At 54.5% G+C, this 21,888-nt stretch carries 19 protein-coding genes and 6 riboswitches; of the genes, 11 read left to right on the forward strand and 8 right to left on the reverse strand.

Annotated features, from left to right (window positions below; all coding sequences use genetic code 11):
• Window positions 1-32: 32 nt before the first annotated feature.
• From OHL19_RS05860 to OHL19_RS05885, 6 genes are all read right to left on the reverse strand, one after another.
• A complete protein-coding gene (locus tag OHL19_RS05860) occupies window positions 33-1,358 on the reverse strand; it encodes a Y-family DNA polymerase (protein WP_263356678.1) in 1,326 nt (441 codons plus the stop codon).
• 555 nt (window positions 1,359-1,913) lie between these two features.
• A complete protein-coding gene (locus OHL19_RS05865; protein WP_263356679.1) occupies window positions 1,914-3,161 on the reverse strand; it encodes an SGNH/GDSL hydrolase family protein in 1,248 nt (415 codons plus the stop codon).
• Between the two features lie 43 nt (window positions 3,162-3,204).
• Window positions 3,205-3,987, reverse strand: a complete 783-nt coding sequence (locus OHL19_RS05870) for an AraC family transcriptional regulator (protein WP_263356680.1) — start codon at window positions 3,985-3,987, stop codon at window positions 3,205-3,207.
• Window positions 3,988-4,324: 337 nt separating this feature from the next.
• Window positions 4,325-4,891 carry an inorganic diphosphatase gene (locus OHL19_RS05875; protein ID WP_263356681.1) on the reverse strand — a complete coding sequence of 189 codons (567 nt, stop codon included), beginning with the start codon at window positions 4,889-4,891 and terminating at the stop codon, window positions 4,325-4,327.
• Between the two features lie 53 nt (window positions 4,892-4,944).
• A riboswitch (Fluoride riboswitch) is annotated at window positions 4,945-5,013 on the reverse strand.
• A 75-nt stretch (window positions 5,014-5,088) separates the two neighbouring features.
• Window positions 5,089-6,198: a two pore domain potassium channel family protein gene (locus tag OHL19_RS05880; RefSeq protein WP_263356682.1), complete on the reverse strand. Its 1,110-nt coding sequence runs from the start codon at window positions 6,196-6,198 to the stop codon at window positions 5,089-5,091.
• 164 nt (window positions 6,199-6,362) lie between these two features.
• Entirely contained in the window at window positions 6,363-7,061 is a 699-nt protein-coding gene (locus tag OHL19_RS05885) for a YkoP family protein (protein ID WP_263356683.1), read from the reverse strand.
• Between the two features lie 16 nt (window positions 7,062-7,077).
• A riboswitch (Fluoride riboswitch) is annotated at window positions 7,078-7,138 on the reverse strand.
• 194 nt (window positions 7,139-7,332) lie between these two features.
• Window positions 7,333-7,400: riboswitch (Fluoride riboswitch) on the forward strand.
• A gap of 19 nt (window positions 7,401-7,419) precedes the next feature.
• Between OHL19_RS05885 and OHL19_RS05890 the strand changes: the two genes are divergently transcribed.
• The 11 genes from OHL19_RS05890 (at window position 7,420) to OHL19_RS05930 (ending at window position 19,698) form a co-directional block, all read left to right on the forward strand.
• Window positions 7,420-8,730: an SAM-dependent methyltransferase gene (locus OHL19_RS05890; RefSeq protein WP_263356684.1), complete on the forward strand. Its 1,311-nt coding sequence runs from the start codon at window positions 7,420-7,422 to the stop codon at window positions 8,728-8,730.
• Window positions 8,731-8,843: 113 nt separating this feature from the next.
• Window positions 8,844-9,995 (forward strand): methionine adenosyltransferase, encoded by a 1,152-nt coding sequence (gene metK / locus OHL19_RS05895; RefSeq protein ID WP_263356685.1) that lies wholly within the window; start codon window positions 8,844-8,846, stop codon window positions 9,993-9,995.
• A gap of 6 nt (window positions 9,996-10,001) precedes the next feature.
• Window positions 10,002-10,241 (forward strand): DUF2934 domain-containing protein, encoded by a 240-nt coding sequence (locus tag OHL19_RS05900; RefSeq protein ID WP_263356686.1) that lies wholly within the window; start codon window positions 10,002-10,004, stop codon window positions 10,239-10,241.
• Between the two features lie 86 nt (window positions 10,242-10,327).
• On the forward strand, window positions 10,328-10,762 hold the full coding sequence (locus OHL19_RS23020) for an NUDIX domain-containing protein (RefSeq protein WP_396126644.1): 435 nt from the start codon (window positions 10,328-10,330) through the stop codon (window positions 10,760-10,762).
• A gap of 109 nt (window positions 10,763-10,871) precedes the next feature.
• Window positions 10,872-10,951, forward strand: a riboswitch (Fluoride riboswitch).
• A gap of 95 nt (window positions 10,952-11,046) precedes the next feature.
• Window positions 11,047-11,778 carry a metallophosphoesterase family protein gene (locus OHL19_RS05905; RefSeq protein ID WP_263356687.1) on the forward strand — a complete coding sequence of 244 codons (732 nt, stop codon included), beginning with the start codon at window positions 11,047-11,049 and terminating at the stop codon, window positions 11,776-11,778.
• 35 nt (window positions 11,779-11,813) lie between these two features.
• A complete protein-coding gene (locus OHL19_RS05910) occupies window positions 11,814-13,100 on the forward strand; it encodes an SAM-dependent methyltransferase (RefSeq protein ID WP_263356688.1) in 1,287 nt (428 codons plus the stop codon).
• Entirely contained in the window at window positions 13,097-14,860 is a 1,764-nt protein-coding gene (locus tag OHL19_RS05915) for an HAD family hydrolase (protein WP_263356689.1), read from the forward strand. The genes OHL19_RS05910 and OHL19_RS05915 overlap by 4 nt, the downstream gene beginning before the upstream one ends.
• Window positions 14,861-15,092: 232 nt before the next feature.
• A riboswitch (Fluoride riboswitch) is annotated at window positions 15,093-15,160 on the forward strand.
• 145 nt (window positions 15,161-15,305) lie between these two features.
• On the forward strand, window positions 15,306-16,310 hold the full coding sequence (locus OHL19_RS05920; protein WP_263356690.1) for a LysR family transcriptional regulator: 1,005 nt from the start codon (window positions 15,306-15,308) through the stop codon (window positions 16,308-16,310).
• Window positions 16,311-16,341: 31 nt separating this feature from the next.
• A complete protein-coding gene (gene sthA / locus OHL19_RS05925; RefSeq protein WP_263356691.1) occupies window positions 16,342-17,736 on the forward strand; it encodes a Si-specific NAD(P)(+) transhydrogenase in 1,395 nt (464 codons plus the stop codon).
• A 109-nt stretch (window positions 17,737-17,845) separates the two neighbouring features.
• Window positions 17,846-17,922: riboswitch (Fluoride riboswitch) on the forward strand.
• A 458-nt stretch (window positions 17,923-18,380) separates the two neighbouring features.
• A complete protein-coding gene (locus tag OHL19_RS23025; RefSeq protein WP_396126665.1) occupies window positions 18,381-19,346 on the forward strand; it encodes a class I SAM-dependent methyltransferase in 966 nt (321 codons plus the stop codon).
• Complete coding sequence (locus tag OHL19_RS05930) at window positions 19,231-19,698, forward strand: hypothetical protein (RefSeq protein ID WP_263356692.1); 468 nt, start codon at window positions 19,231-19,233, stop codon at window positions 19,696-19,698. The genes OHL19_RS23025 and OHL19_RS05930 overlap by 116 nt, the downstream gene beginning before the upstream one ends.
• A gap of 262 nt (window positions 19,699-19,960) precedes the next feature.
• Here the strand turns inward: OHL19_RS05930 and OHL19_RS05935 are convergent, their stop codons facing one another.
• Both OHL19_RS05935 and OHL19_RS05940 read right to left on the reverse strand, forming a co-directional pair.
• Window positions 19,961-20,194, reverse strand: coding sequence for a hypothetical protein (locus tag OHL19_RS05935; protein ID WP_263356693.1), 234 nt, complete (start codon window positions 20,192-20,194; stop codon window positions 19,961-19,963).
• A 53-nt stretch (window positions 20,195-20,247) separates the two neighbouring features.
• Window positions 20,248-21,846 carry a multicopper oxidase family protein gene (locus OHL19_RS05940; RefSeq protein ID WP_263356694.1) on the reverse strand — a complete coding sequence of 533 codons (1,599 nt, stop codon included), beginning with the start codon at window positions 21,844-21,846 and terminating at the stop codon, window positions 20,248-20,250.
• Window positions 21,847-21,888: the final 42 nt, after the last annotated feature.

The raw sequence follows: 21,888 nt of genomic DNA on the forward strand, positions 1-21,888 counted from the left end.
GCGACACGTCTTGCAGAAGTCGGTGCCGAAACTCAGCCCGACGATGATCTCTTTGCCGGCGTTTCCCCGAGGTCCGATGCCCGAATGCCGCGAGGTCCCCGCGGGGTGCGCAGTTTGTCGGCAGTATCATCGAACTCTTCGAGTGGTGGCGGAGGACCAAAGGGGATGCGTGTCGGCGCTTCCTTGCGGACCTCATGGATCGACCCTAGGTAGATCGTATTGAGTCCATAACGAGCGTTGAGACTATCAAGGGCAGTCATCACTCGTTCTCTTGCGCTCTCTTGCTGGAAGGGATCAATGCCGAAGAGGTCCGGCGACGGCGCTCCATCAAGATGGGTGAGAGCTACCGATAGGTCTGATGGGATGTAAGCGGGAACGCGGGGCCAGATCGCAATCAAGTGTTCCTGAAGTGTGTATGGATCGTGGCACGGCTCGATCCGGATATTGCATGCAAACGTGGGATGTTCGCGGAAGCCGACCTGCAAGGAAATTCCTCCTGCCCAAAGATCGTTACGACGCATCTTGCGGGCCGTCGAGTGAAGCAACTTCAACGCCACAGCTCGTGCTTTATCGAGAGTCCTGCAATCCGGAGGCAGGATATGCTGGCGGCTCAGGGTTTGTAATGGCCGCGCGGGAGGCTCAAGAAAATCTTCTCCACGCAGCCAAAGCCAAAGCCGGTCACCTAAGACACCACCCCAGATCGTGTGCATCCGTTCTCGTGTCAGGGCGCATAGTTGGCGCATGGTGTTGACTCCTTCGGTATGAAGTCGTTCCTCCATCCGCTTTCCTATTCCGGGAATGTCGCCGAGCTGCAGGCTGTACAGCGACTGGGGCAGGTAGCGATGCTCGAAGATCATCAGCCCATCTGGCTTTTGCATGTCGCCAGCGATCTTGGCGAGCAAGCGATTCGGTGCAAGGCCGACCGAACAGCGCAATGTGATGCCTACGGTGCGAAGCTCGTGCTTAATTTCATAGGCGATCGCTGTTGCACGTTGCAGCGTGCGCTCCCGGCCGATGAGCTGACAGGCGAATTCGTCGCAGGACATGACCTGTTGGATAGGGATACACCGTTCGATCGCAGCTGCTATGCGGTGATGGTACTCGACATAAAGTCGGGGGCGAGCTTCAACGACGATCAAGTGAGGGCATAATGCCTTCGCGTCGGCGACGCCGGTGCCCGTCTTGATGCCGTATGCCTTGGCCTGGTAGCTGGCGGCAATACAGCAGGTCGAATCAACATCCACTGGAACGATCCCGACAGGCTGGCCACGCAGTTCCGGACGCAACTCTTGTTCGATCGAGGCAAAATAGGAATTTAGATCGACAAACAGCCAATTGATCGAGGAATCGGCCATCATTTCCCCGCCAAACGCGCATACTGTTCCGGGGTCAGCCAAAGATCCACGTTGCCACGGCCCGCATGCATAGCTTGCTCGACGGCCTGCCTGGATGCCAAATCACGGAAGCCGTTGCTTCGCCCGATCATCTCAACTATCGCGTCAGGGGCGGTAAACGTGCGCGGGCGCGCTGCCGGCGTTCGAAGGTCCCCCTCCAGGAATGTGCAATGCCATTGATCCCGGCGAGCGAACGACATATGGACGCGGTGAAGTTTCGGCGTGGGATTGCGTTCGGCTGAGCATTTGTCGCAGGCTCGTTCTCCCGGAGGCTGCCAAAGCAGAACATCAAGGTGGCGTCCGCAGAAACAACAAATCTTCCCTGCGGCTCGCATTCGGGTTGTCGAAGCTCGTTCGCCGCCCATGACCCTAAGATAGGCGAAGAAAGAGCGAAAATCATCCACAAACTACATCTAATTGATCCAACAGGAGTTAGTCATTCGAATTCCGAGCAGGAGCTGGCCAGGCGTGCCGAGCCTGAGAAATTCGAAGACTGGACCTGGAGAGTGTTCGTTTCGTTCACCTCGTGAGCAGATCCAAAGCATTTCCCATCGCCTCGTAGCCTGCGTCACTCGGATGCAGATGGTCGCCGTGGTCATATTTCGGTAGATACTGCTGCGGATTTCCCGGATCCCGAGTGACCTGATCAAAATCGGCGACGCCATCAAAGGTTCCACTGGTACGAATCCATTGGTTGAGAGCGGAACGGACCGCCTCACCTTTCTCGGAGTAGTAGCCCGCGCCCTTATAGGGAGTCAACGTAGCTCCAATCACTTTGATGTGAAACGTATGCGCTCTATCGACAAGCTGCTTCATTCCAGTTTCGAGGTCGATCACCGAGACGTCATCTGCAGGAGCACGCGGATGCGATAACCTGCCGATATCGTTGATACCCTCAAGAACGATCAGATACTTGACGCCGCTCTGCGTGAGGACGTCCCGATCGAAACGGGCCAACGCATTCTGCGCCCAGCCATCATTCAAAATGCGGTTTCCATCAATTCCTTCATCCAGCACGCTGAGTTGCGCAGAACTCCTATTCTTACTTAGCTTGACTGCTAGATAGTCGGGCCATCGATGGTTCGCATCGACGGTCGAGTAGGCACCGTCCGTAATCGAATCCCCAAACGCGACAACAGCCCCCGCATCGTCATTGCCCGCGAGCACATCGATTCCGTCCAGAAAATACCATGAGGTCTGTTTGCGGGCATCATGAAGCGTGGCCGCAGTGGTTTCATTTCCCTCGACCATGTAGTTTGTCTGTCTTGCGTCGGAATGGTAGGTATAGTTCGGCAAATCCTGACTAGGTAGATAGAAGCTCACCGTCACATCGGAAAAGGCGGGCAAGTTTATATCCACCGGGTCGCTATACATCTCGGCTCCGGCTGGGATCTTTACTGTGATCTGCCCGTTGAACATGAGCGGACGATCTGACCCTTGCTGAGTATCGCCATTACCAGCACTGAGAGCGATGTGTGCGCTGCTGATTTGCAATGGCAATATACCGTACCGATTCGTGAAACGGACCCGAACCCGGTTACCACTGATCGATGTATGCACAATCTCGCGTAAGGTTGCGTTGCTGAAAGGGAGAAGCCCGCTGTCGTTCATCGGGATCATCGGCGCTGTGGCCCAGGTGCCTACCCAATGAGAATGAGGCTGTTGAACGTTCCGGCCTGCTTCTTGTGGGAAGGCCTGAACGGCAGCCAACGCCAACAGTCCGAATATTCCCACGCTGTGAATCCACTCTTGTTTCAATCGGTGCATGCTCTCTCCTTTGTGGTCTGATTCTCTAGCTTCGTTGGCCTAGTCATACATTGCCCTCCATCGAAAAGTAGCGGCTTGGGGCAATGCCAGTCACGCGTTTGAACATTGCAGTGAAGCTCCAGGCCGTCTCATAGCCGACGGTGCTCGCAATCTCCGTGAGCGGCCGCCCCTCAGCCATCAGCGGTAGCGCCGAAAAGGCGCAGATATGATCGCGCCATGCCTGAAAGGAGAGGTGCGCTTCGCGCTGAAGAAGACGGTTCAGTGTTCGTCGGGAAACTCCGAGACGTTTAGCCCATTGATCGAGTGTGCTCCTGTCGTTCGGAGTTCTCAGGAGTATCTCTTCCATGCTCTGAAGACGTCGATCGTGTAACTTTGGAAGGCCTACAGGATTGATCGCAGCCCAGTTGATCTCACCGAGTAAAGCAGCGATAATTCGGGCGTCCTGCCCTTTCTCGTCATATTCAACGGGCATATCCATCACGCGGAGTATCAATTCACGGAGCAAAGCCGAAACTCCGATCATCCTGGCAACTCCAGGCGCTTCGAAAGGACACGCGTCTGTTCGGATGTAGAGAGTCCTTATCTGCACCGGACCGATGCTCCCGGTCCGATGAAGACACCCAGGGGGCAACCACACGGCCCTCTGCGGAGGAACGATCCAACAGCCGGAATCGAACGTTACCTTCATGCTGCCGGACGCGGCATAGAGAAACTGCGCGCGGGAGTTGGCATGCATGAAGCCGATATAACCACCGGCATGGTCCTTCGAGAGCGCCGAAACCGGTCGCGCGACCGTCTGCAGATACTCATGTTCATCGGGTCTCATTTCCATGGCCTGATCGACGTAAGGGTTAGTGCACTACGAGGAATATCCCTTCTCTTTATTCCGCAGTGACTGACTCAGAACAATTCGAGAACGAGTCGCCATCATCCTCGACTGTCGCCTCACAACGGCCCCAAAGGATGCATCGTGACGCCTTCGCGATTCGATCGCGTGAATCGACGCCACCCCCATTGGGAGAACAATCGCCGCAGCTACGGGAGGTTTGGGTGCACCTTTGTGTGGCGATGTCTTCACGAGGATCGCAATCGTGAGCGCAAGAAAGGCAACCGCCAAGACCCAGAGGACGGGTCCTATCCACTTGTGTTTAGGTACAGCTCTTCTATGCCTTCGAATACGACCGTTCATGCTCGTCCTCCGCAGCTACACGCCGATTCAGAAAACGCTCGTGGCAGGTCGTAATCATCTGGTGCGCCGCTGCGGTGTCTTTCCACCCCAAGGCTTTTGTTCGTTTTCCTTCGAGGTCTTTGTAGGTCGAGAAGAAGTGCGAAATCTCCCTCAAAATGTGAGGGGAAATTTCCGTAAAACACTCGATTTCGCCGTAGCGTGGATTTCCGGTAGCGTAGGCTAAGATCTTTTCGTCAGGTACGCCCTGATCCAACATCTCGAACATGCCAATCGGGCGTGCATGAAACACGCAGCCAGGAAACGTCGGCGATTCCCCGAGCACAAGAATGTCGAGCGGGTCACCATCCTCGGCGAGCGTCTGTGGAATGAAGCCATAATCGGCCGGGTAGTGTATAGGTGAATGTAAATTTCGATCTAGCCGAAAGACATGGAGGATCTTGTCGTATTCGTACTTGTTCGAGGAGTCTTTAGGGATCTCGATGACCGCAGTGACAATCTCAGGCGACTGTTTGCCGATCGGAAGGTGGAGATAATTGGTCATTTGTGCTCCCTCTCAATGCGAGTGCGGGAGCACAAAAAAAGACACTCCTACACGAAGGTGTAGGAGTCATCAGTCATCCATTTCGGAAGACGGTTTCGGCGGATTCCATCGCCAGTTGCTAAAACGATTTTAGCTTCAAAGAGAGCTTCCACTCAAGCAGCTGAATCGATCCGGGCCTGTTGCGCTCTCAGACATCTTCAATCCACGCGCTGCATGAGGCGTTTTGCCAAAGACCCTCTACCATCCAATTCAACCCCTTCTCCGTCACGCAGCCATGCCGGCAAGGGGAGAAGAAGATAAGAAGACAGGCCTTGCAGCATTGGTTCATAAGTGCCGCGCAGCAATCTCATTGTCTCCTCGACCTCGGCACCACTCTTCCACTCAAACCCTGAAGCTACGAGCAGAGCAGCCAATTGCTCAAATTTCTCCTTGGGAAGACGTCCATCAGGTTGCGGTATAGGTTTTACATTTAGAGAGCGCCCAATTTCGATGAGCATGCGACGTGCAGCAGCGAAGGTCCCTCCAGCCTGGAGAGGAGACATTTTGTCCACCCCGGCTACGATAATCGTGCAGCAATCAAGGATGATCGCCAGGGAAGCAAGCCAGGACTGTTTCTCGTGCTGAGATCGATAGAAGCCCAACATTGGGTAGGAGGAGTGGCTCTCGATCAACTCTGCAGCCCAGGCCTCCCACTCTCGAAGCCATTCATTCAATTCATGAAGATTCCCTTCTGTCCCATATCGGGAGAGCACAGTTCCGGCTGTAGGAGGCGATCCGGCACGAGCGTCCAATTGAATTAGCTGCAGATCGCGTTGCGAGAAGTGGTGATAGAGGACCGGGAGGTATCCCACCATGAGGCCAATGAATCCAAACCCGATTCCCGCTTCTACGAAGATGAGGAGGTGCGAACCGAGCGTCTGTGCTGTAGGCACCTCTGCTCCGAGGGTAAAGAAGGCATCACCGCTCATGTACATCTGATGAGCGAGTGTAGCCGTCACACCGGAGCTGGCGCCGACTTGAAGAGCATACTGCAGAAACCCGAAGCCTGTAATAAGGCCGACCCCCCAGCAAGCGAACAGCAATACCATCGAAAGCGGACCGTAGATGCCCAGGAAGCTTTCACGGGCCGTCCCCACGCGCAAAATCGCTCCCATACGGGACCAGACCGCCCAGGTCGCGCGATAGAAATAGTGGACGAACCGAAAATTGCGTTCCACTCGCCGCGGAAGCAGGACAACTTCGAAGGCATCCTGAAGGGAGGCCATGATCAGGATGATTCCCACGAGCGCTGCAAGGCGGTAGCTCACGTGTGAGAAGTATACTTACCCGCGCGACGCCGGGTCGCCAGCCGACCGAACTACACTCTGGCAGATCGACCGACCATACAGACCCTGCTTTGCATCATGTATCGATTTGCGGAAGTCTTCTCCTATCCTGTCCTCAAAGCGCCCAATCGATGAAAGCTGGCCTCTTAGGCGGTCCGATCAGAGGAAGCGTATATGGCCCGTCCGTAGATGCGCAGGAAGTCAGATCTCGAAATCCAAAGCTCCGTTCTCCTCGGCACACGTTTTCCCTTTCGCGCACCATACGGATGAAAGGCCCACATCAACCCACCGACGAGGACGTTGTCTAGGAAATCGTGAATCCGCTGGGGAGCAGTCCTCTTTGGGTACTCGATCGTGAAGCCCAGTTCACGAAAAACTCTCTCTACACGGTCCAATGAGACTGTCAAAGAGGCGTGGACTCCCTCGAAGTCCGCTAAATCGCCATCTGCCATCGCCCAGTCGGCCAGCAGCATGAGCGAGAAGCGAATTCGTCGTTGCAGGCAGAACCCCCAACCGAAGAGTTCATGCGGGCCAAGACAATGAATAAGGTGTTCATTCCAAAAGTGCAGTTCCAGCAGTCGGGCACCTTGCGTTATCACTCTGGCATCGGGAAGAACAACCTCGGACGGACATCGGCTGACCGATACTCTCAGAATGCAGTCAGAGCGCTTCGAGAACTCCCGTATGCCGGTGCAGAATCGCAACAAGAAGTCGATGATCCGAACGCCGAGAACGACCGCTTCCCGTCCATAGCGCGAAAGAGGTTCGGGAATGGTAAACCTGCGCTGGGTAAGTTCAGGTTGCAAGGGAATGGAACTTGGCGATTGCTTGAGCTGGCTGGACATACACCTCTCCTGACATACATCAGAAGGGGTCATCAGTCCGGGGACGTTTCAGGGCGAACCCCATCGCCATCAACAATTCTCAGTCGACTTCAGAGAATGCCAGTTTCTTTCGCCCGCTGTCAATGGCATCTCCATGCCCGTGCGTAATTGCTTTCCTGCACGAGCGTGGCTGTTCAACGCCATTCTGATTGCCTCCAAGCCACAATCTCAAGAGAGGGGCGTCTGGTGGCGAGCTTGACAGCACCAAAGCTCATTGGATATACGTTGAAGTCAATCCAAGGGTGATGGAGTCCACCCCGCTGCCGTCGCTATCGTACGGATGATGACTCCTATGAATCTTGAATTCATAGGAGCCGCTATGTCCGCTACGTTCCCACTTACGCCTCAGGCGCAAAGTCCTTCCCCGTCTCTTCATAAGGGTCAAGCCGAAAGAGTCTCTTCCCTCTTGAGTGGAATTTTTGACGATTACTCTGGCCCTCCATTTTCAATCAGGTTTTGGGATGATTCCGTCTGGCGTTCGGCGGTGGACGAAAGCGTCTTCGAGATCTTTCTTTGCAATCAAAACGCATGGCATACCTTGTCAACCGCACCCGACCAAGTATCGCTCGGCGAGAAGTACATTAAGGGTGAAATTGAGGTTGCTGGAGATCTGTTTCTAGCCCTTCGAGCACTCCCCCAAATTGAGCAAGCGCTGCAAGACTACCTGCCGGGAACCTCATTCCGAACTGCCGCAAAGCAGCTGATTAACCGGACATCACGGGCTTTGCACTGGGGCGCCGTGCATTCAAAACGGCGGGATGCGGCAGCCATTTCCCACCATTACGATCTACCTCCGGAGTTTTACAAACTGTTTCTTGGTCCGTCGATGGTGTATTCGTGCGCCTACTTTCGAGATTGGAGAAACGATCTATACACAGCACAGTGCGACAAGATGGATTTGATTTGTCGCAAGCTTGACCTGAGCGGTCGTGATCGCTTCATGGATATCGGATGCGGTTGGGGAAGCCTTGTACTTCATGCTGTCGAAAAGTATGAAGTGGTTGGCTATGGGGCTTCCCTCAGCCAGAGGCAAGTGGACTATGCCAATGAGCGGATCGCCGGTGCAAATCGGAAAGGGCAAGCGCAGGTTTACCTGAGTGACTTCCGTGATTTAAGCGAAGTCCAGGCGCCGGTGACGAAGCTGGCAAGCGTCGGCATGTGCGAGCACGTCGGACAGACCCACATCGATGCATATTTTCGAGAGGCATATCGTTTGCTCCTGCCAGGAGGGCTCTTCTTGAACCACGGCATCACGCAGTCGACCCATGCAGCGAATGATCGACCGTCATTCATGGATCAGTATGTCTTTCCAGACGGTGAATTGTTGACACTCACGGAGATGACCCGGGCGGCCGAAGGCGCAGGGTTTGAAGTCCGTGACGTGGAAGACCTGCGAGAACACTATGAAGAAACGCTTCATCGGTGGGTTGAGGCGCTGTGCCTTCATGAACGAGAAGCCATTGCGTTGACAGATCACGAGACCTTCCGCATCTGGAAGTTATACATGACGGGATCTGCGGAAGCCTTTAGAAGAGGCGATATCGCGATCCTTCAGCTTCTCTTGAGCAAGAATGCCGAGGGGCAAAGCGCAGCTTCTAAAGTGCGGGAAGACTGGTATCGCCATTTCTAGTGTCGTTCTTTGACGCGCAATACAACCTTGGCGATGGAGTTCGCCGGTGACGCGCGTCGATTGGGCTCAAGAGAGGGCCAGCGAGTTCATAAATTCAACAAGGAGCAACAAATTTGATTACTAATGACCACTTCCTCTTTACCAGCGAATCTGTCACGGAAGGTCATCCGGACAAGATCGCTGATCAGATCTCTGACGCTATTCTCGATGCTTGCTTGGCGCAGGATCCGTTTAGCCGCGTGGGTTGCGAGACGCTCACGTGCACTGGTCTTGTCGTCGTCGCAGGCGAGATCACGACGAATGCATATGTCGATTTCCAGACCGTAGTCCGCAATACCGTGAAGGAAATTGGTTATGACCACGGACTCAAAGGCTTTGACTCCAATACCTGTGCGGTGATTTCTACCATCAACCGCCAGTCTCCTGACATCGCCCAGGGCGTAGATACAGGGGGCGCGGGCGATCAGGGGATGATGTTCGGTTACGCCACCAACGAGACTCCAGAGATGATGCCGATGCCCATCGTTCTGGCACATAAGCTGGCCTCAAAGCTCAGCGAAGTTCGAAAGAGTGGGAAGATGGGTTATCTGCGGCCCGATGGAAAGAGCCAGGTAACAGTTGAGTATGACGACAACCACGAGCCGGTCCGCGTAGATGCCGTCGTTATCTCGACGCAGCACGCGGAAGATGTCGGCATTGACCAGCTTCACAAGGAGATCATGGAACATGTGATCAAGGCTGTGATCCCCGTCGAATTGCTGGATGAGAACACGAAATACCACATCAATCCAACCGGACGCTTTGTAATCGGCGGACCAATGGGTGACGCGGGATTGACGGGTCGCAAGATCATCGTCGATACCTACGGTGGTATGGGCCGTCATGGCGGCGGCGCGTTCTCGGGGAAAGATCCGACCAAGGTCGATCGCTCTGCGGCCTACATGGCTCGCTACATCGCAAAGAATATTGTGGCATCCGGTCTGGCGCGGCGATGCGAAGTGCAGCTTGCGTATGCGATCGGCGTCGCTGAGCCGGTATCAATTCGCGTAGGCACTTTTGGCACTGGCGAAGTCGCCGAGTCGAAGCTCGTTGAACTCGTTCGCAAGAACTTCGCTCTGACCCCGGCCGGCATTATCGAAAGCCTGAATCTGAGACGGCCCATCTTCCAGAAAACCGCTGCATATGGCCATTTTGGAAGAGAGGGCGACACCTTCACATGGGAAGTGACCGACAAAGCCCAAGTCATCAGAGATGGCACGAGGTAAGTCCCCATGAATCCGATCAGAGAGAGGAGCATGGTGTCGAATAGTAAAAAAGGCGCAGCCAAGAATAAGCGAGAGCAACCTGCGGAGTCCCCAGTCGCGGTCGAGCCGGCAGTCTTTCATCCGTCGCATGACGAGGTGGCACGACTGGCTTATCGATTCTGGGAGAACGAAGGTCGATCAGACGGCGATCAGGAACACTACTGGCATAAGGCGGAAGCGCAATTGCGAGCGATTGGACCATCCTAATCACCGCGGAGCGGAGACCGACCGTGTGAAGTAATGCAGGATTCTCTCCTTATAGTTTGCGGCTACTTTCGAGGTAACGTTGATTTATGGAGTGCTGGGCCATTTGCGACTTGGGGCACGTTCATTGGGGGACCGCCGGAGGTGCTGGCTTTCTCTTCCGCTACGTGCCGTTGGAAGGAGAACCCTGCTTTCTGCTTCAACAGCGTTCGTCTGCCGTTGATTATCCGGGCACATGGGGCATACCTGGCGGGGCCATTCGTGATCGAGAGTCGCCTGAAGCAGCTGCCAAACGAGAGTTTGGCGAAGAGATCGGGCGGCTGCCTTCCTATCGCATCACGGGGATAAAGATCCAGGATTGCGGAGGAAATTGGCAATTCCATGTGATCCAGGCGGACGTTGAAGAACCGTTTTCCGCTTACTGTAGTGCGGAAACGGATGCGACCGGATGGTTTACGCAAAACAACATGAGCAGTCTTCGGCTGCACCCGGGGCTCCAGAGCTGGCTTAGGGAACAGACTTGAGCTACCTAGTTGTTGCACTCGATGAGGCTCGCTCGACCACGTCATCCCATGTCTTGCGAAACTAAATTGGAAGCTGATAAGATGGTGGCCGCATCGATTGATGTCAACCAGATGCGACGGCGAAGGAGTTCGCCAAAACTGCTGTTCCATCCTGCTGCTTGATGGTCAGATGATGACTCCTGACGAGGCTCTCGTCGGGGTGTCTCCTGCCCATGTGAGAACCTCGATCAAATTTGAAGCCGCGCAAGGTTTCCAGTAAATCCTTGCGCCTCGAGGGCGGGCGTATGAAGATCGTTGTCGTCTCTGATATCCACGCCAATTTGGCTGCCATCAAGGCCCTTCCCGAAGAGAACTACGACTCGCTTTGGTGTCTTGGTGACCTAGTGGGTTATGGTCCTCGCCCCCACGAAACCATAAGGTGGGTGGACATACATGCCTCTGCAGTTGTCCGTGGCAATCACGACCACGCTGCAGGTTTCAACGTAACGCCGGACTGCTCTCCACCTTATCGCAGCCTAGCTGACGCTACGCGCCACTACACCCAAGAGGTCTGCACCAAGAACGACTTTGCGTTTCTACGGGAGCTGCCTCTCCGGAAGCAAGTCATCATCGACAAAACGAAGTTTCATCTCGTTCATGCGGTTCCATCGGATCCTTTGTTTGGATACCTCGCGGAAGACTCGGATCAGTGGTCCAACGAGGTGCAAAGGATCGATGCTGATGTTCTGTTTGTCGGCCACACTCACAAACCTTTTATTCGGCAAATCGACAGTTGTGTCGTCGTTAATCCGGGCAGCGTGGGACAGCCGAAAACAGGCCGCCCACTCGCCTGTTACGCCGTATGGGAAGACGGCCGGCTCGCACTCAAGGAGTACGAGTATCCGATCGAAGAGACGATCGAGGAGATCTCCCAGATGACAATTTCGGAACGGGATCGGCGCGCACTGACCTCGATTCTACTGACCGGTCAACTCGCTACTAACGGCGACATGATGGGGACATTCATCGGCTCTTAGGAGCCATGCTGAGTCATTTCATAAAGGAGCGTTTGATGATGCAGGTACTAGGAAAAGAACAAAGAACAAAAGCATTCAATAGCTTGTTCGGCGATTACGGTGGTCCGACTTTTGCCATTCATTTATGGGATGGATGGTGCTGGCATTCCTCAGAGAATCAAAAGCCCGCGTGCACGATTGATGTCCGCAGTGCCGATGCGCTCGGTCTGCTCATTGAGAATCCCGATGAAGTCGGCCTGGGAGAGGCTTTCGTTCGGGGCGATATCGATGTCAAGGGCGACCTCTTTTCTGTCTTCTCCGTCGGAGAGCATGTGCTAACCCGTCCGAGTACTCTTCGGCAAGAGCTATTTCAACTGCTCGCGGCGACCCTCGTCGGCGTCGGTAATTTCTTCCGCAATGGATCGCGCCACTCACCTTCCCGGGATCGTTCCGCAATCGAACACCACTACGATCAGCCGTTTGAGTTTTACCAACCCTGGCTTGGAAAGACGTTGACTTATTCCTGCGCCTATTTTCACGAAGAGGGTGAAACTCTGGATTCTGCACAAGAGCACAAGATCGATCTGCTCTGTCGTAAACTCCGGCTTCAACCGTTCGAGCAATTTCTCGACATCGGATGCGGGTGGGGCAGTCTCATCCTCCATGCCGCGAAGGAGTATGGAGCATACGCTCAGGGAATCACGCTCAGCAAGGAACAGGCTCGCGTGGCGGAGATGCGTATCGAGGAAGCCCACCTTACCCAGAGCTGCAAAGTGGAGCTGAGGGACTACCGCACACTAGACAATGTGACGGTCCCCTTTGACAAGATCGCGAGCGTCGGAATGTTCGAGCACGTTGGTCTCAAGAATCTGCCACAATACTTCACTACTGTCCGGAAGGCACTCAAACCAGGGGGTACTTTCCTCAATCACGGAATTGCCCGTGCCCATCATTCTCCAGCTCGGAAATCCTCGTTCATTGATCGCTATGTCTTTCCAGACGGGGAGCTCGTGACTCTATCGCAGGCTCTCACAGCGGCCGAGTCTGCGGGTTTCGAGGTAAGAGACGTCGAGAACCTGCGGGAGCATTATGACCTTACGCTGCGCCGTTGGGTTGAGCACCTGCAGCGTCATGCCAATGCAGTTCTTGAACATGTGCCTGAGTCTACCTACCGGACCTGGCTGCTTTACATGGCCGGTTCGGCTGCCGCATTTCGTCGAGGGGACATCGAGCTCTACCAGACTCTGCTCAGCCGTAGTACGGACCGAGGACAGTGCCATCTGCCTTTGACGCGGGAGGACTGGTATCTTCCCTCCGTTTGCAACGAAGGAGTAAAAGTATGAATGCCATCCCTCTCACTGCTCCTGAAGAATCGATCAAGCTTCTGATTCACGGCCTGGAATCACTGCATGACGGCGAAGGCGCCGAACGTGAACTTCTTTCCGCGGGCCAGCCAGCCGTACCTTTTCTGGCAGACTTTTTGCTGCACACACGTCCAAGGACCATCGCCGAACCGCGTTGCAGAGCGGTCCGGATCCTAGCAGGATTGGGGGCGTATGAGACCTTGACCGCCTATTTTCGTGAAGGGAAACTAGCAGCCGATGCCCAGGTCCTCTTTGCGGAGGACGCCGTGCGCAGTGCGGTGGCACACGCGCTTCTCCGATGGAAGACTCAGGAGACCTATGATGTCTTGCTGCATGCTGCAGAGCGGCGATCTACGGAAGGACTACTTTTCGCAATCGGAGAGTTCTGCCGCCCAGAGACTATACCTCTGCTATTCCGTTCTTTGGAGGATGACCTCTGCCGAGAAGCCGCGTTGGCCGCCTTGCGTAAGGTACCGGAGCAAGCCCGAACATATGCTGTGCATTCGCTCAAGGAGCTGACAAATGTCCAGGTCCGAGGAGGAAATGCACGATGGCGCTGCCGGGCGACCATGAAACTGCTACGGGAACTTGGTGTATCGGCGCATGACTGGCAAAAGATCCACGGCTTCCTTTTCGAGGAAGATGCAGGAATCGTGTTGAATGCCGCGCAGATCGGCTTGAAAATCGCTCCGAGCACCGAACACCCGGCGATCCTTCAAGCAGTTATACGTGTTGCAGACCGGTTCAATTGCTTCGAAGAACAAGAGGCTACAGAACTTTTCTTGTCCAATGGGCCTCTTGCGCGAAAAGCAGCGTCCTTAGCCGAGCAACAACGCATTAACCGCGGAGAAGAGCCGCGCTGGCAATTACCGTCGTGGAGAATTCTTCGGCATGTTCTCGATGGCAGCATAAAGGGAGGGACTATGGAACCGCATGAAACTCGACTGTTTGTCTCCGATGTAGATGGCACTCTTCTCAACGCACAGAAGGAGTTGACGGATGCTACCCGCAAAGCAATCAAGCGCCTGCGGGACGCAGGAATTCTCGTTTCCCTCATAAGTTCCCGCCCAGCCCGAGGATTGAAATGGTTGATTGACGAGCTTGAGCTCCAGCACGCGTGCGCGGCGCTCAATGGAGGCGTCATTATCGATCCACAATTGGACATTCTGTCGGCCTACCCTCTCCGCCCTGCGCTGGCTGAGGAAATCCACGGACTTGTCGAATCTCAAGGACTTTGGCCCTGGATCTATACCGAGACCAGTTGGTACGTACCGAATCTAGATGCAGACCATGTGCGCCACGAGACGGACGTGGTCAGATTCGAGCCCCTGCCATTCAAGACATTGGCTGACCTCGATGGTCCAATCATCAAGATCACGGGGATCAGCGATGACCATGACACGATCCTTGCAGCCCAAAATCTGCTGGCTAATAAGTTTGGTGAGCAGATCTCGCTTTCATGCTCTCTTGCGAACAGATTGGAGATCACTCATGCCGATGCCAACAAAGGGAGCGCCATCGAAGCGATCGGTGCAACGATCAACATTGCTCCCGAGGCGATCACGACGGCGGGGGATGGAGAGAATGACATCCTGATGTTCCGAAAGAGCGGCTTCAGTATCGCGATGGGCCAAGCTCCCGCAGAAGTAAGGCGTGCTGCTACTGTAACCGCGACGACATCCTCTCAGGATGGGCTGGCGTGGGCTATTGAGGAATTTCTTCTCAAACGTCGGACATAAGGCCGCATGCAAATCGGAGTGACCTCCGCTGCCCGGATGTTTCGTTCTAGCGATGATCATAGGGGGCTGGCGTGATACGGAAAACGAGCGCCTAAACGTGAAGACAAGACGGGCGCCGTCGCTTAAGACTTTACTGATCAGAATGTTCTGTCTTTCGGATATTAGGTCTTTCGCATATGGAATGGTTGCAATGTGACGCACACGACTTGATATAGCAGTCAAACCTCCATAGAATGGAGACGGCGATGGAATCCGCCCCAACTGCTTCCGACATGGAAAGCTGATGACTCCTACCTAATCGGGTAGGAGTTTGTATTTTCCCACCTAAAACGAAGCCGCACACGACGTCAGTGGATGTGTGCGATGAACGTTCAAGCATCTTCCCGTCGTTCCGGAGAGGAGGATCGCTTGGAGTTGTGTGCATCGAAAGGTGGTATCTGCCTTCATGAATCACGATCCTAGACTCTATTTTCTTGCCCTGGCAGAAGAGCGGGACCTGAAGCGCGCCGCACTTCGTTGGGGCGTAACTCAGCGCACGATCCGAATCTCCATCGCACAGCTGGAGAAGGATTACGGGACTGAATTGTGTGTTATTCAGACAAAAACAGCAAGTTTGACCGAGGCGGGAAGGCGTCTTCGCCGCTCATTATGTTCAGTTGATGTTGACGATGATGTCTTCCGTCGCATTGGCATCATGGAGGACGCTCAATCGGAACATGACATCGCGGACTGGATGAAACAGGCAGCAGTCGCCTCATGGCCTTTTATCAGAATCGGGGTATCGAGAGGCAACTTCAAAGAACAGGTTAGGGGGATCTACTCTGGAGCGATCGATATCGCATTGCTTTACGGCTGGCCAGCGGTTGACTTCTCCAGGCTGAGCTTTCGAAAGCTCTACGACCAGGAGATGATGGTTTTTTTGGTGCAGGAGCTGGCGAACAACGTTCGGCCCATTGACCTCGCATCGCTACGTCAAAGGACATGGGTGGTACCGTCAACCACCGTCATGCCGGGCGTCGACGATCTTCTTTCGTGGGAATGCAGGAAGGAAGGCTTTCGCCCGCGGCGGTCGGCCGCTCGTATCAAATCACATTTCCTCGAAGCGATTCGCCATGAGAGAGCGGTCGGTTTTGCGCCCGCTAATTTTCTAGCGGTCCTTCCGCCTGGTGTTGCGAGGCTTCCTTTGGACCGGCGAATCACCATCCCCTTTGGGTGTCTGCACAGAACTCATGAAGCCTCGACCTCGGTCCACCGATTTATTAACCTCATGTGCCGGTTGACCTCCATACAGAAAGGGACGGTACAACCGCTATTTCAGTCGCACGAGCTGACAACAGAGACAAGCGCTTCTGGAGAGGACGACCAAACGGCACTCGTCGTTGCGGGATCAAGATGCCGCAACGAGGCGCCACAAGACATTCAGTCAGACGATACAACGTACACAAGCTAGCAACCAAAACTTCGGAGGCATTGCAGTCCCCATGAATACATATGACCTATTCGTAATCGGTTCCGGACCTGCGGGACAGCGTGCGGCTATCGCCGGTGTTAAGAAGGGAAAGCGTGTCGCTCTTGCGGAGACACGAAATGTTGTTGGTGGAGTTTGTATCAACACTGGCACGATTCCAAGCAAAACTCTTCGTGAAGCCGTTCTCCATTTCTCCGGATATAGTTACCGGTCTATCTATGGTCTGAACTATCGCGTGAAGGAGAAGATCTCGATGGATGACCTCACGTTCCGAGTCCAGCATGTGATCAAAACGGAGATCGAGGTGATCCAATCCCAGTTGTCTAGAAATGGGGTCGAAGTCATGAATGGAACTGCGTCATTCCAAGACCCACACACAGTGCATATAGCCGGCCCGGACGGCGCGAATCTCATCCAAGCGGAAAACATCGTTATCGCGGTCGGGACCAAACCGGCAGCTTCACCGAAGGTCTCCCTCAACGGGAGGAACATCATCAACAGCGATCAGATCTTGGAGCTTAGGGAACTCCCAAAGACACTGATTGTGGTTGGCGGTGGCGTGATCGGTGTCGAATATACCTGCATGTTCGCGGCGCTCGGTATCCGTGTCGTGTTGATTGAGAAACGGCCAACATTGCTGGAGTTCGCGGACCACGAGATCGTTGAAGCTCTCAGCTATCACCTGCGGGATAGCCGAGTCACGATGCGATTGAATGAAGAGGTAGAGAGCGTCGCAGAGCAGGAAGATGGAACAGTGGTTGCAAATCTCGAAAGCAGGAAAAAGGTTTCAGGCGCAGCCTTACTTTATGCCGTAGGACGATCAGGAAATATCGAAGAACTCAACCTGACGGCCGCCGGAATCGAAGCAGACGCTCGAGGCAGAATTCCGGTTGATAAGGACTATCGTACCAACACCCCAAACATCTTCGCCGTTGGAGATGTCATCGGATTTCCCAGTCTGGCTTCCGTGTCGATGGAACAAGGCCGGATTGCAGTGGCTCGGATATTTGTTGATGAAACCGTGCGATCCCATGCGGAGGCATACCCATATGGTATCTACACGATCCCCGAGATCTCATTCATCGGGAAAACGGAGGAACAGCTCACAGAGGAAGACGTGCCCTACGAAGTAGGGGTGGCATATTACCGAGAGATTGCCAGAGGTCAGATCAGCGGCGACACAACCGGGAGATTGAAGCTCATTTTTCATCGCGAAACACGAGCGATTCTAGGGGTGCATATCATCGGAGAGGGCGCTACCGAGCTGGTACACATCGGCCAGGCGGTGATGGTGCTGAATGGAACGATCGACTACTTCGTCAATACTGTCTTCAATTATCCAACCCTCGCCGAATGCTACAAAGCGGCTGCATTCAATGGGATTAATCGCCTGGCCAGATTCGACTAGTTGCTGCTCGGCTCAAATAAAACCGTCAGAGCGCGTTGGCATCAGGAAGCAGTCTGTTCTAAACCAGAAGCTTGACTTTCAAACTCGAGAACAGCTACGCTTCCCATGATGATCGGACGGTGATGGAATCCACCGGAACCGCTGATGTTTCCCGCAGAGAGATCAGCTGATGACTCCTATGAAGGTTTCTTCAAGGAGCGCGTCTATGCCTATTTCTGTGCCCGGCTGCATCATCCTCATTTCAGCTTCCGTAAAGTCTACTGTCTGCGTGGGAGGTTGAAATGCCCACCTCTCAGGCTTTCTTGTCTTCTTCTGATACTGAGACAGCGACCCGCTCGCTGCCGGCCAACTTCCGCCATTACGCGGGGCCGCACTTCTCGTTTCGATTCTGGGACGGATCGATCTGGAGTTCGTCCTGCCAGCCAGCAACATTCATCATTTCGTTCCGGATTGAGGGTGCCTGGCAACAATTCATATCCTCGGCGAGCGACACCGCTGTCGCGGACTCTTTCATCACCGGAGAAATAGATGTTGAAGGAGACCTCTACACGGCGCTTCGTTCGTACAGGCTTATACGTGAAACGAGCGGTGGGGGTACTCACGCAATCATCCGCCGCGGGATTCGAACAGCCGAGAACCTGGCGATGCACGTTCGCACGTTTCTCCATCTCCGGCAGCAACGGGCAGTGGTCTCATCTTCCATTCGCCCCGAACGTCCTTATGAGTTTTACCGGCTGTGGCTTGGAAGCTCTATGGTCTTCTCTTCGGCGTATTTCCAGACACCTGAAGAAGACCTGAATCATGCGCAGGAGACCGGACTTGAACGAATATGCAACAAGTTGCAGCTAACCAAGACCGATCGGTTTCTGGACCTCAATTGCAACTGGGGAAGCCTCCTTCTACACGCGGGAGCATTTCACGAAACCCCGTCCCACGGGTTTTCGCAAAGCAACGAGCAGCTTACGACCGTCGAACTGAGACTTGTCGAGACCGGGCTCACTTCTCGTTGCGCTGTCCATCGTGGAACGTACAAAGATCTTCAGGAGGTCCGAGTTCCATTTACCAAGATCGCGAGTGTTGGGTTTACGGAACTGGCATTGGACGTTCAGCATTTGGATTACTTTCGGAGCATCTATCAGAAGCTGAGTCCGGGGGGCCTCTTTCTGGTTGATTTTGTTACGAGATCCTCTTCGCCGCTCGACCTTGAATTCGAAACAGGCTCGGGCTTCGCGTATCGCACCCTCCCGAAGCTTTCTCTAATTCTTGAGTCTGTAGAGAAGGCGGGTTTTGTCATTGCGAACATTGAGGAACTGAGAGATCAATTCGAAGCGACCCTCCGTCTTTGGTTTAGTGCCCTAGCGAAACATCGGCACGAATTATCGCGAATGACATGTCGAAGGTCGGTGAGAGCATGGGAGCTTTGTTTGGCTTGTGCCGTGGAATCGACACGAGCGGGTCAAATATCGCTTTATCAGATTTTGCTGAGACGGCCACTTGAGTATTCTCCTCAAAAGGAGGCCTCTGCTGCGGCGTCCCAAGCAGGCGGCGACCTCTATCCGCTGCCGGACAGCATGCCGGTTCGAGCAAGACGCGAAACTGGAAGTTGGTGAGCGGTCGAGTCACTTGCAGTATCTGCAGCGTTGGACAGCTTTTCCGTTCGTCTTGCGAAGTCTTGAACACACACCTCAGAAGAATGGTCGATCGATGATTCCATCCGGAACACCAGCAAAGGTTCACTTGCGAGCGATCCTTTTGATCGCCTCCTATAGCCTCATGTTTTGGCTATCTCTCATGGGGTTCGTGTTGAGCTTAATCGGGGCGTTCGTCAAACCCCAGCCTGAATTCGCATTCGGCTATGCATTCTTCGGCATCCTTCTTTCTGCTAGCCTCTTTGCTGCTGCCGCGGAATATCGCCGAAATGGTACGCAACACTTTGAACGTCGGGATAATGACATCGATTAGAAGCAACGGAGAGACTTATTGCTGGACAGGATCTATCAACTAGACGCGTACGAATATCGTTTGAGATACGCACTCCGGACCATCATGCGCGACCGCATCGTCAATGAGGGGGCCTTCAACAACTGCTTCGAAATGGGAGATGGAGGCAGGATCATTCTGGCCATCCTAAGGCGCGGCTTAAAAAATCCAAAGCTTCGCGTCGCGCTAGAAGGCAGCCATGTCATCGATCTGAATTCCTGGCTAATACGTTACCCGGAGTTCGTCATGAGATATCAGGAAGGTGGTAAGCGTCCGTTTGTCGCCGTATAGACGGACTTCCGGAAGCAGTTGCGGCGTAGGTCTCGGAACCAACCTGCAAACCTATCTCCGCCAGCTTCGCGTCGGGGTGGCAGTAAAGCGCTCGGCGTATCGTCGAAATACTCATCACTGGCTCGTCCACGAATAAATAAGCAGCTTGCGCTCCATCCTCAAGGCCCGAGTTCGTCATGGGATACAAGAAGACGATTCCTCCGAGATAGCAGTCAGGGAGTCCCAGGGATAGTCTTGAGTCTATGCAATGACTTGATAAGGCCGCATCATGTCGTTAGCCTCATGCTCCAAAATATGACAATGCCAAAGATATCTCCCCGAGTAGCCGTGGAAGGGTACGATGATTCGGGTGACCGTTCCTGCAGGGCATTGGACTACGTCCTTCCACCCAAGCTCATGAGGTTCAGGGAGCATCGACTCCCCCGTGTATCGCAGATTTCCGTCTGAGAGATAATCGTAGGTCGAGAAACTCCTCCGATCGAGAATTTGAAAACGCACCAGATGTAAGTGGATCGGATGAGTGTCTTCGGTCAGGTTGATCAAACTCCATATTTCAGTGGAATCCAGTTTCACGATCTCGGTCACGGGCTCTGCCCAATGCTTGCGGTTCAGCAACATGACCATCGCTTCGCCATTGTCGCTATCGAACTCGTTCAGGGTCAGCTCACGGGTCCGCACCGCCTTCGTTACATCGATCCGCTCGATCGGACGCAGCGCCATGGGAATTTGGTTATCATCGACTACGTGGTCACTGCCAACCCGGAACTGCATCAGCTGCAGATGATCGCTCATCAGGACGACAGCTTGACCGCGTGCCAGGCTAAAGTCCACGACGATGTCTGTGCGTTCGGCGGGAGCAAGCACCAGCCGCTTCATCTCCACCGGCGCAGAGAGCAGCCCCTGGTCAGATCCGATCACCTGAAAGCTCTGCCCATTCGAAAACGCAAGCGAAAAGAACCGCGAGTTTGCCGTATTGGCAATCCGTAATCGATACCGTCGCGGTTCGACATCGTGATACGGCTGGACCTTGCCGTTGACGATCATCGCATCCCCGATGAACTCCTGCGCCCACGCGCCTTCGTCGGGCGGATTCGGGTAGTAGAGCTGGCCGCGAGGATCGAAGCTCCTGTCATAGATCAGGAGCGGCAACTCATATTTCCCGGCCGGAAGGCGAAGCTTGTCCTCCACTTCATCGCGGATCAGATGCCAACCCATCAGGCCGGCGAATACGTTCATCCGGCTCACGCCCATCGCATGGTCATGCACCCATAGCCCCGCGGCGTCCTGATGGTTCGGGTAAAAGCACAACTTGTTCCGGCCGGGACCAAACCAATCTTCGGGATAGCCATCGCTGTCGGACGGCACGCGCGCACCATGCATATGTGCCACAGTGCGTGTCTCGGGAGCATCCTGCATATGAGGCATTGGGGCGTCGAGCGGCAGGAAGTGTTTCTCCGGCAACTCGTTCCACCAATCGATGAGGACGCCCTCGGCGCTACGGGTCTCAAAAACCACCGGAGCAGACGTTTCTCCATAACTCCACATCCGTGCCGGCGGGAGGTCACGATGCATGCTGCACGCGATCTCACGGATGTGGACGCGATAGTACGGAGCATTGACCGCCCGATGGATCTCTGAGGAACGCCGTCCGGCGGCGTGGAGGCGTTGCGGGAGTGGCAGAGGATCAACAAAAGCTTCCAGCTTCGTCGCATCCATCGTGCGAGGACGATGGGCAGGTGTTTCTTTCCTTCCACCCATCGCCATCCCGCCGCGTTGCATGGCGCGCACTTTTCTGCCGAACAGTCCGCTACCCGCGAGCATCCATCCTGCCTGTTTCATCAGGCGTCTGCGAGTCCACCTCTTCACCACTACCCGTCCCTC

It is taken from the genome of Acidicapsa ligni, from assembly GCF_025685655.1.
GTDB lineage: Bacteria > Acidobacteriota > Terriglobia > Terriglobales > Acidobacteriaceae > Acidicapsa > Acidicapsa ligni.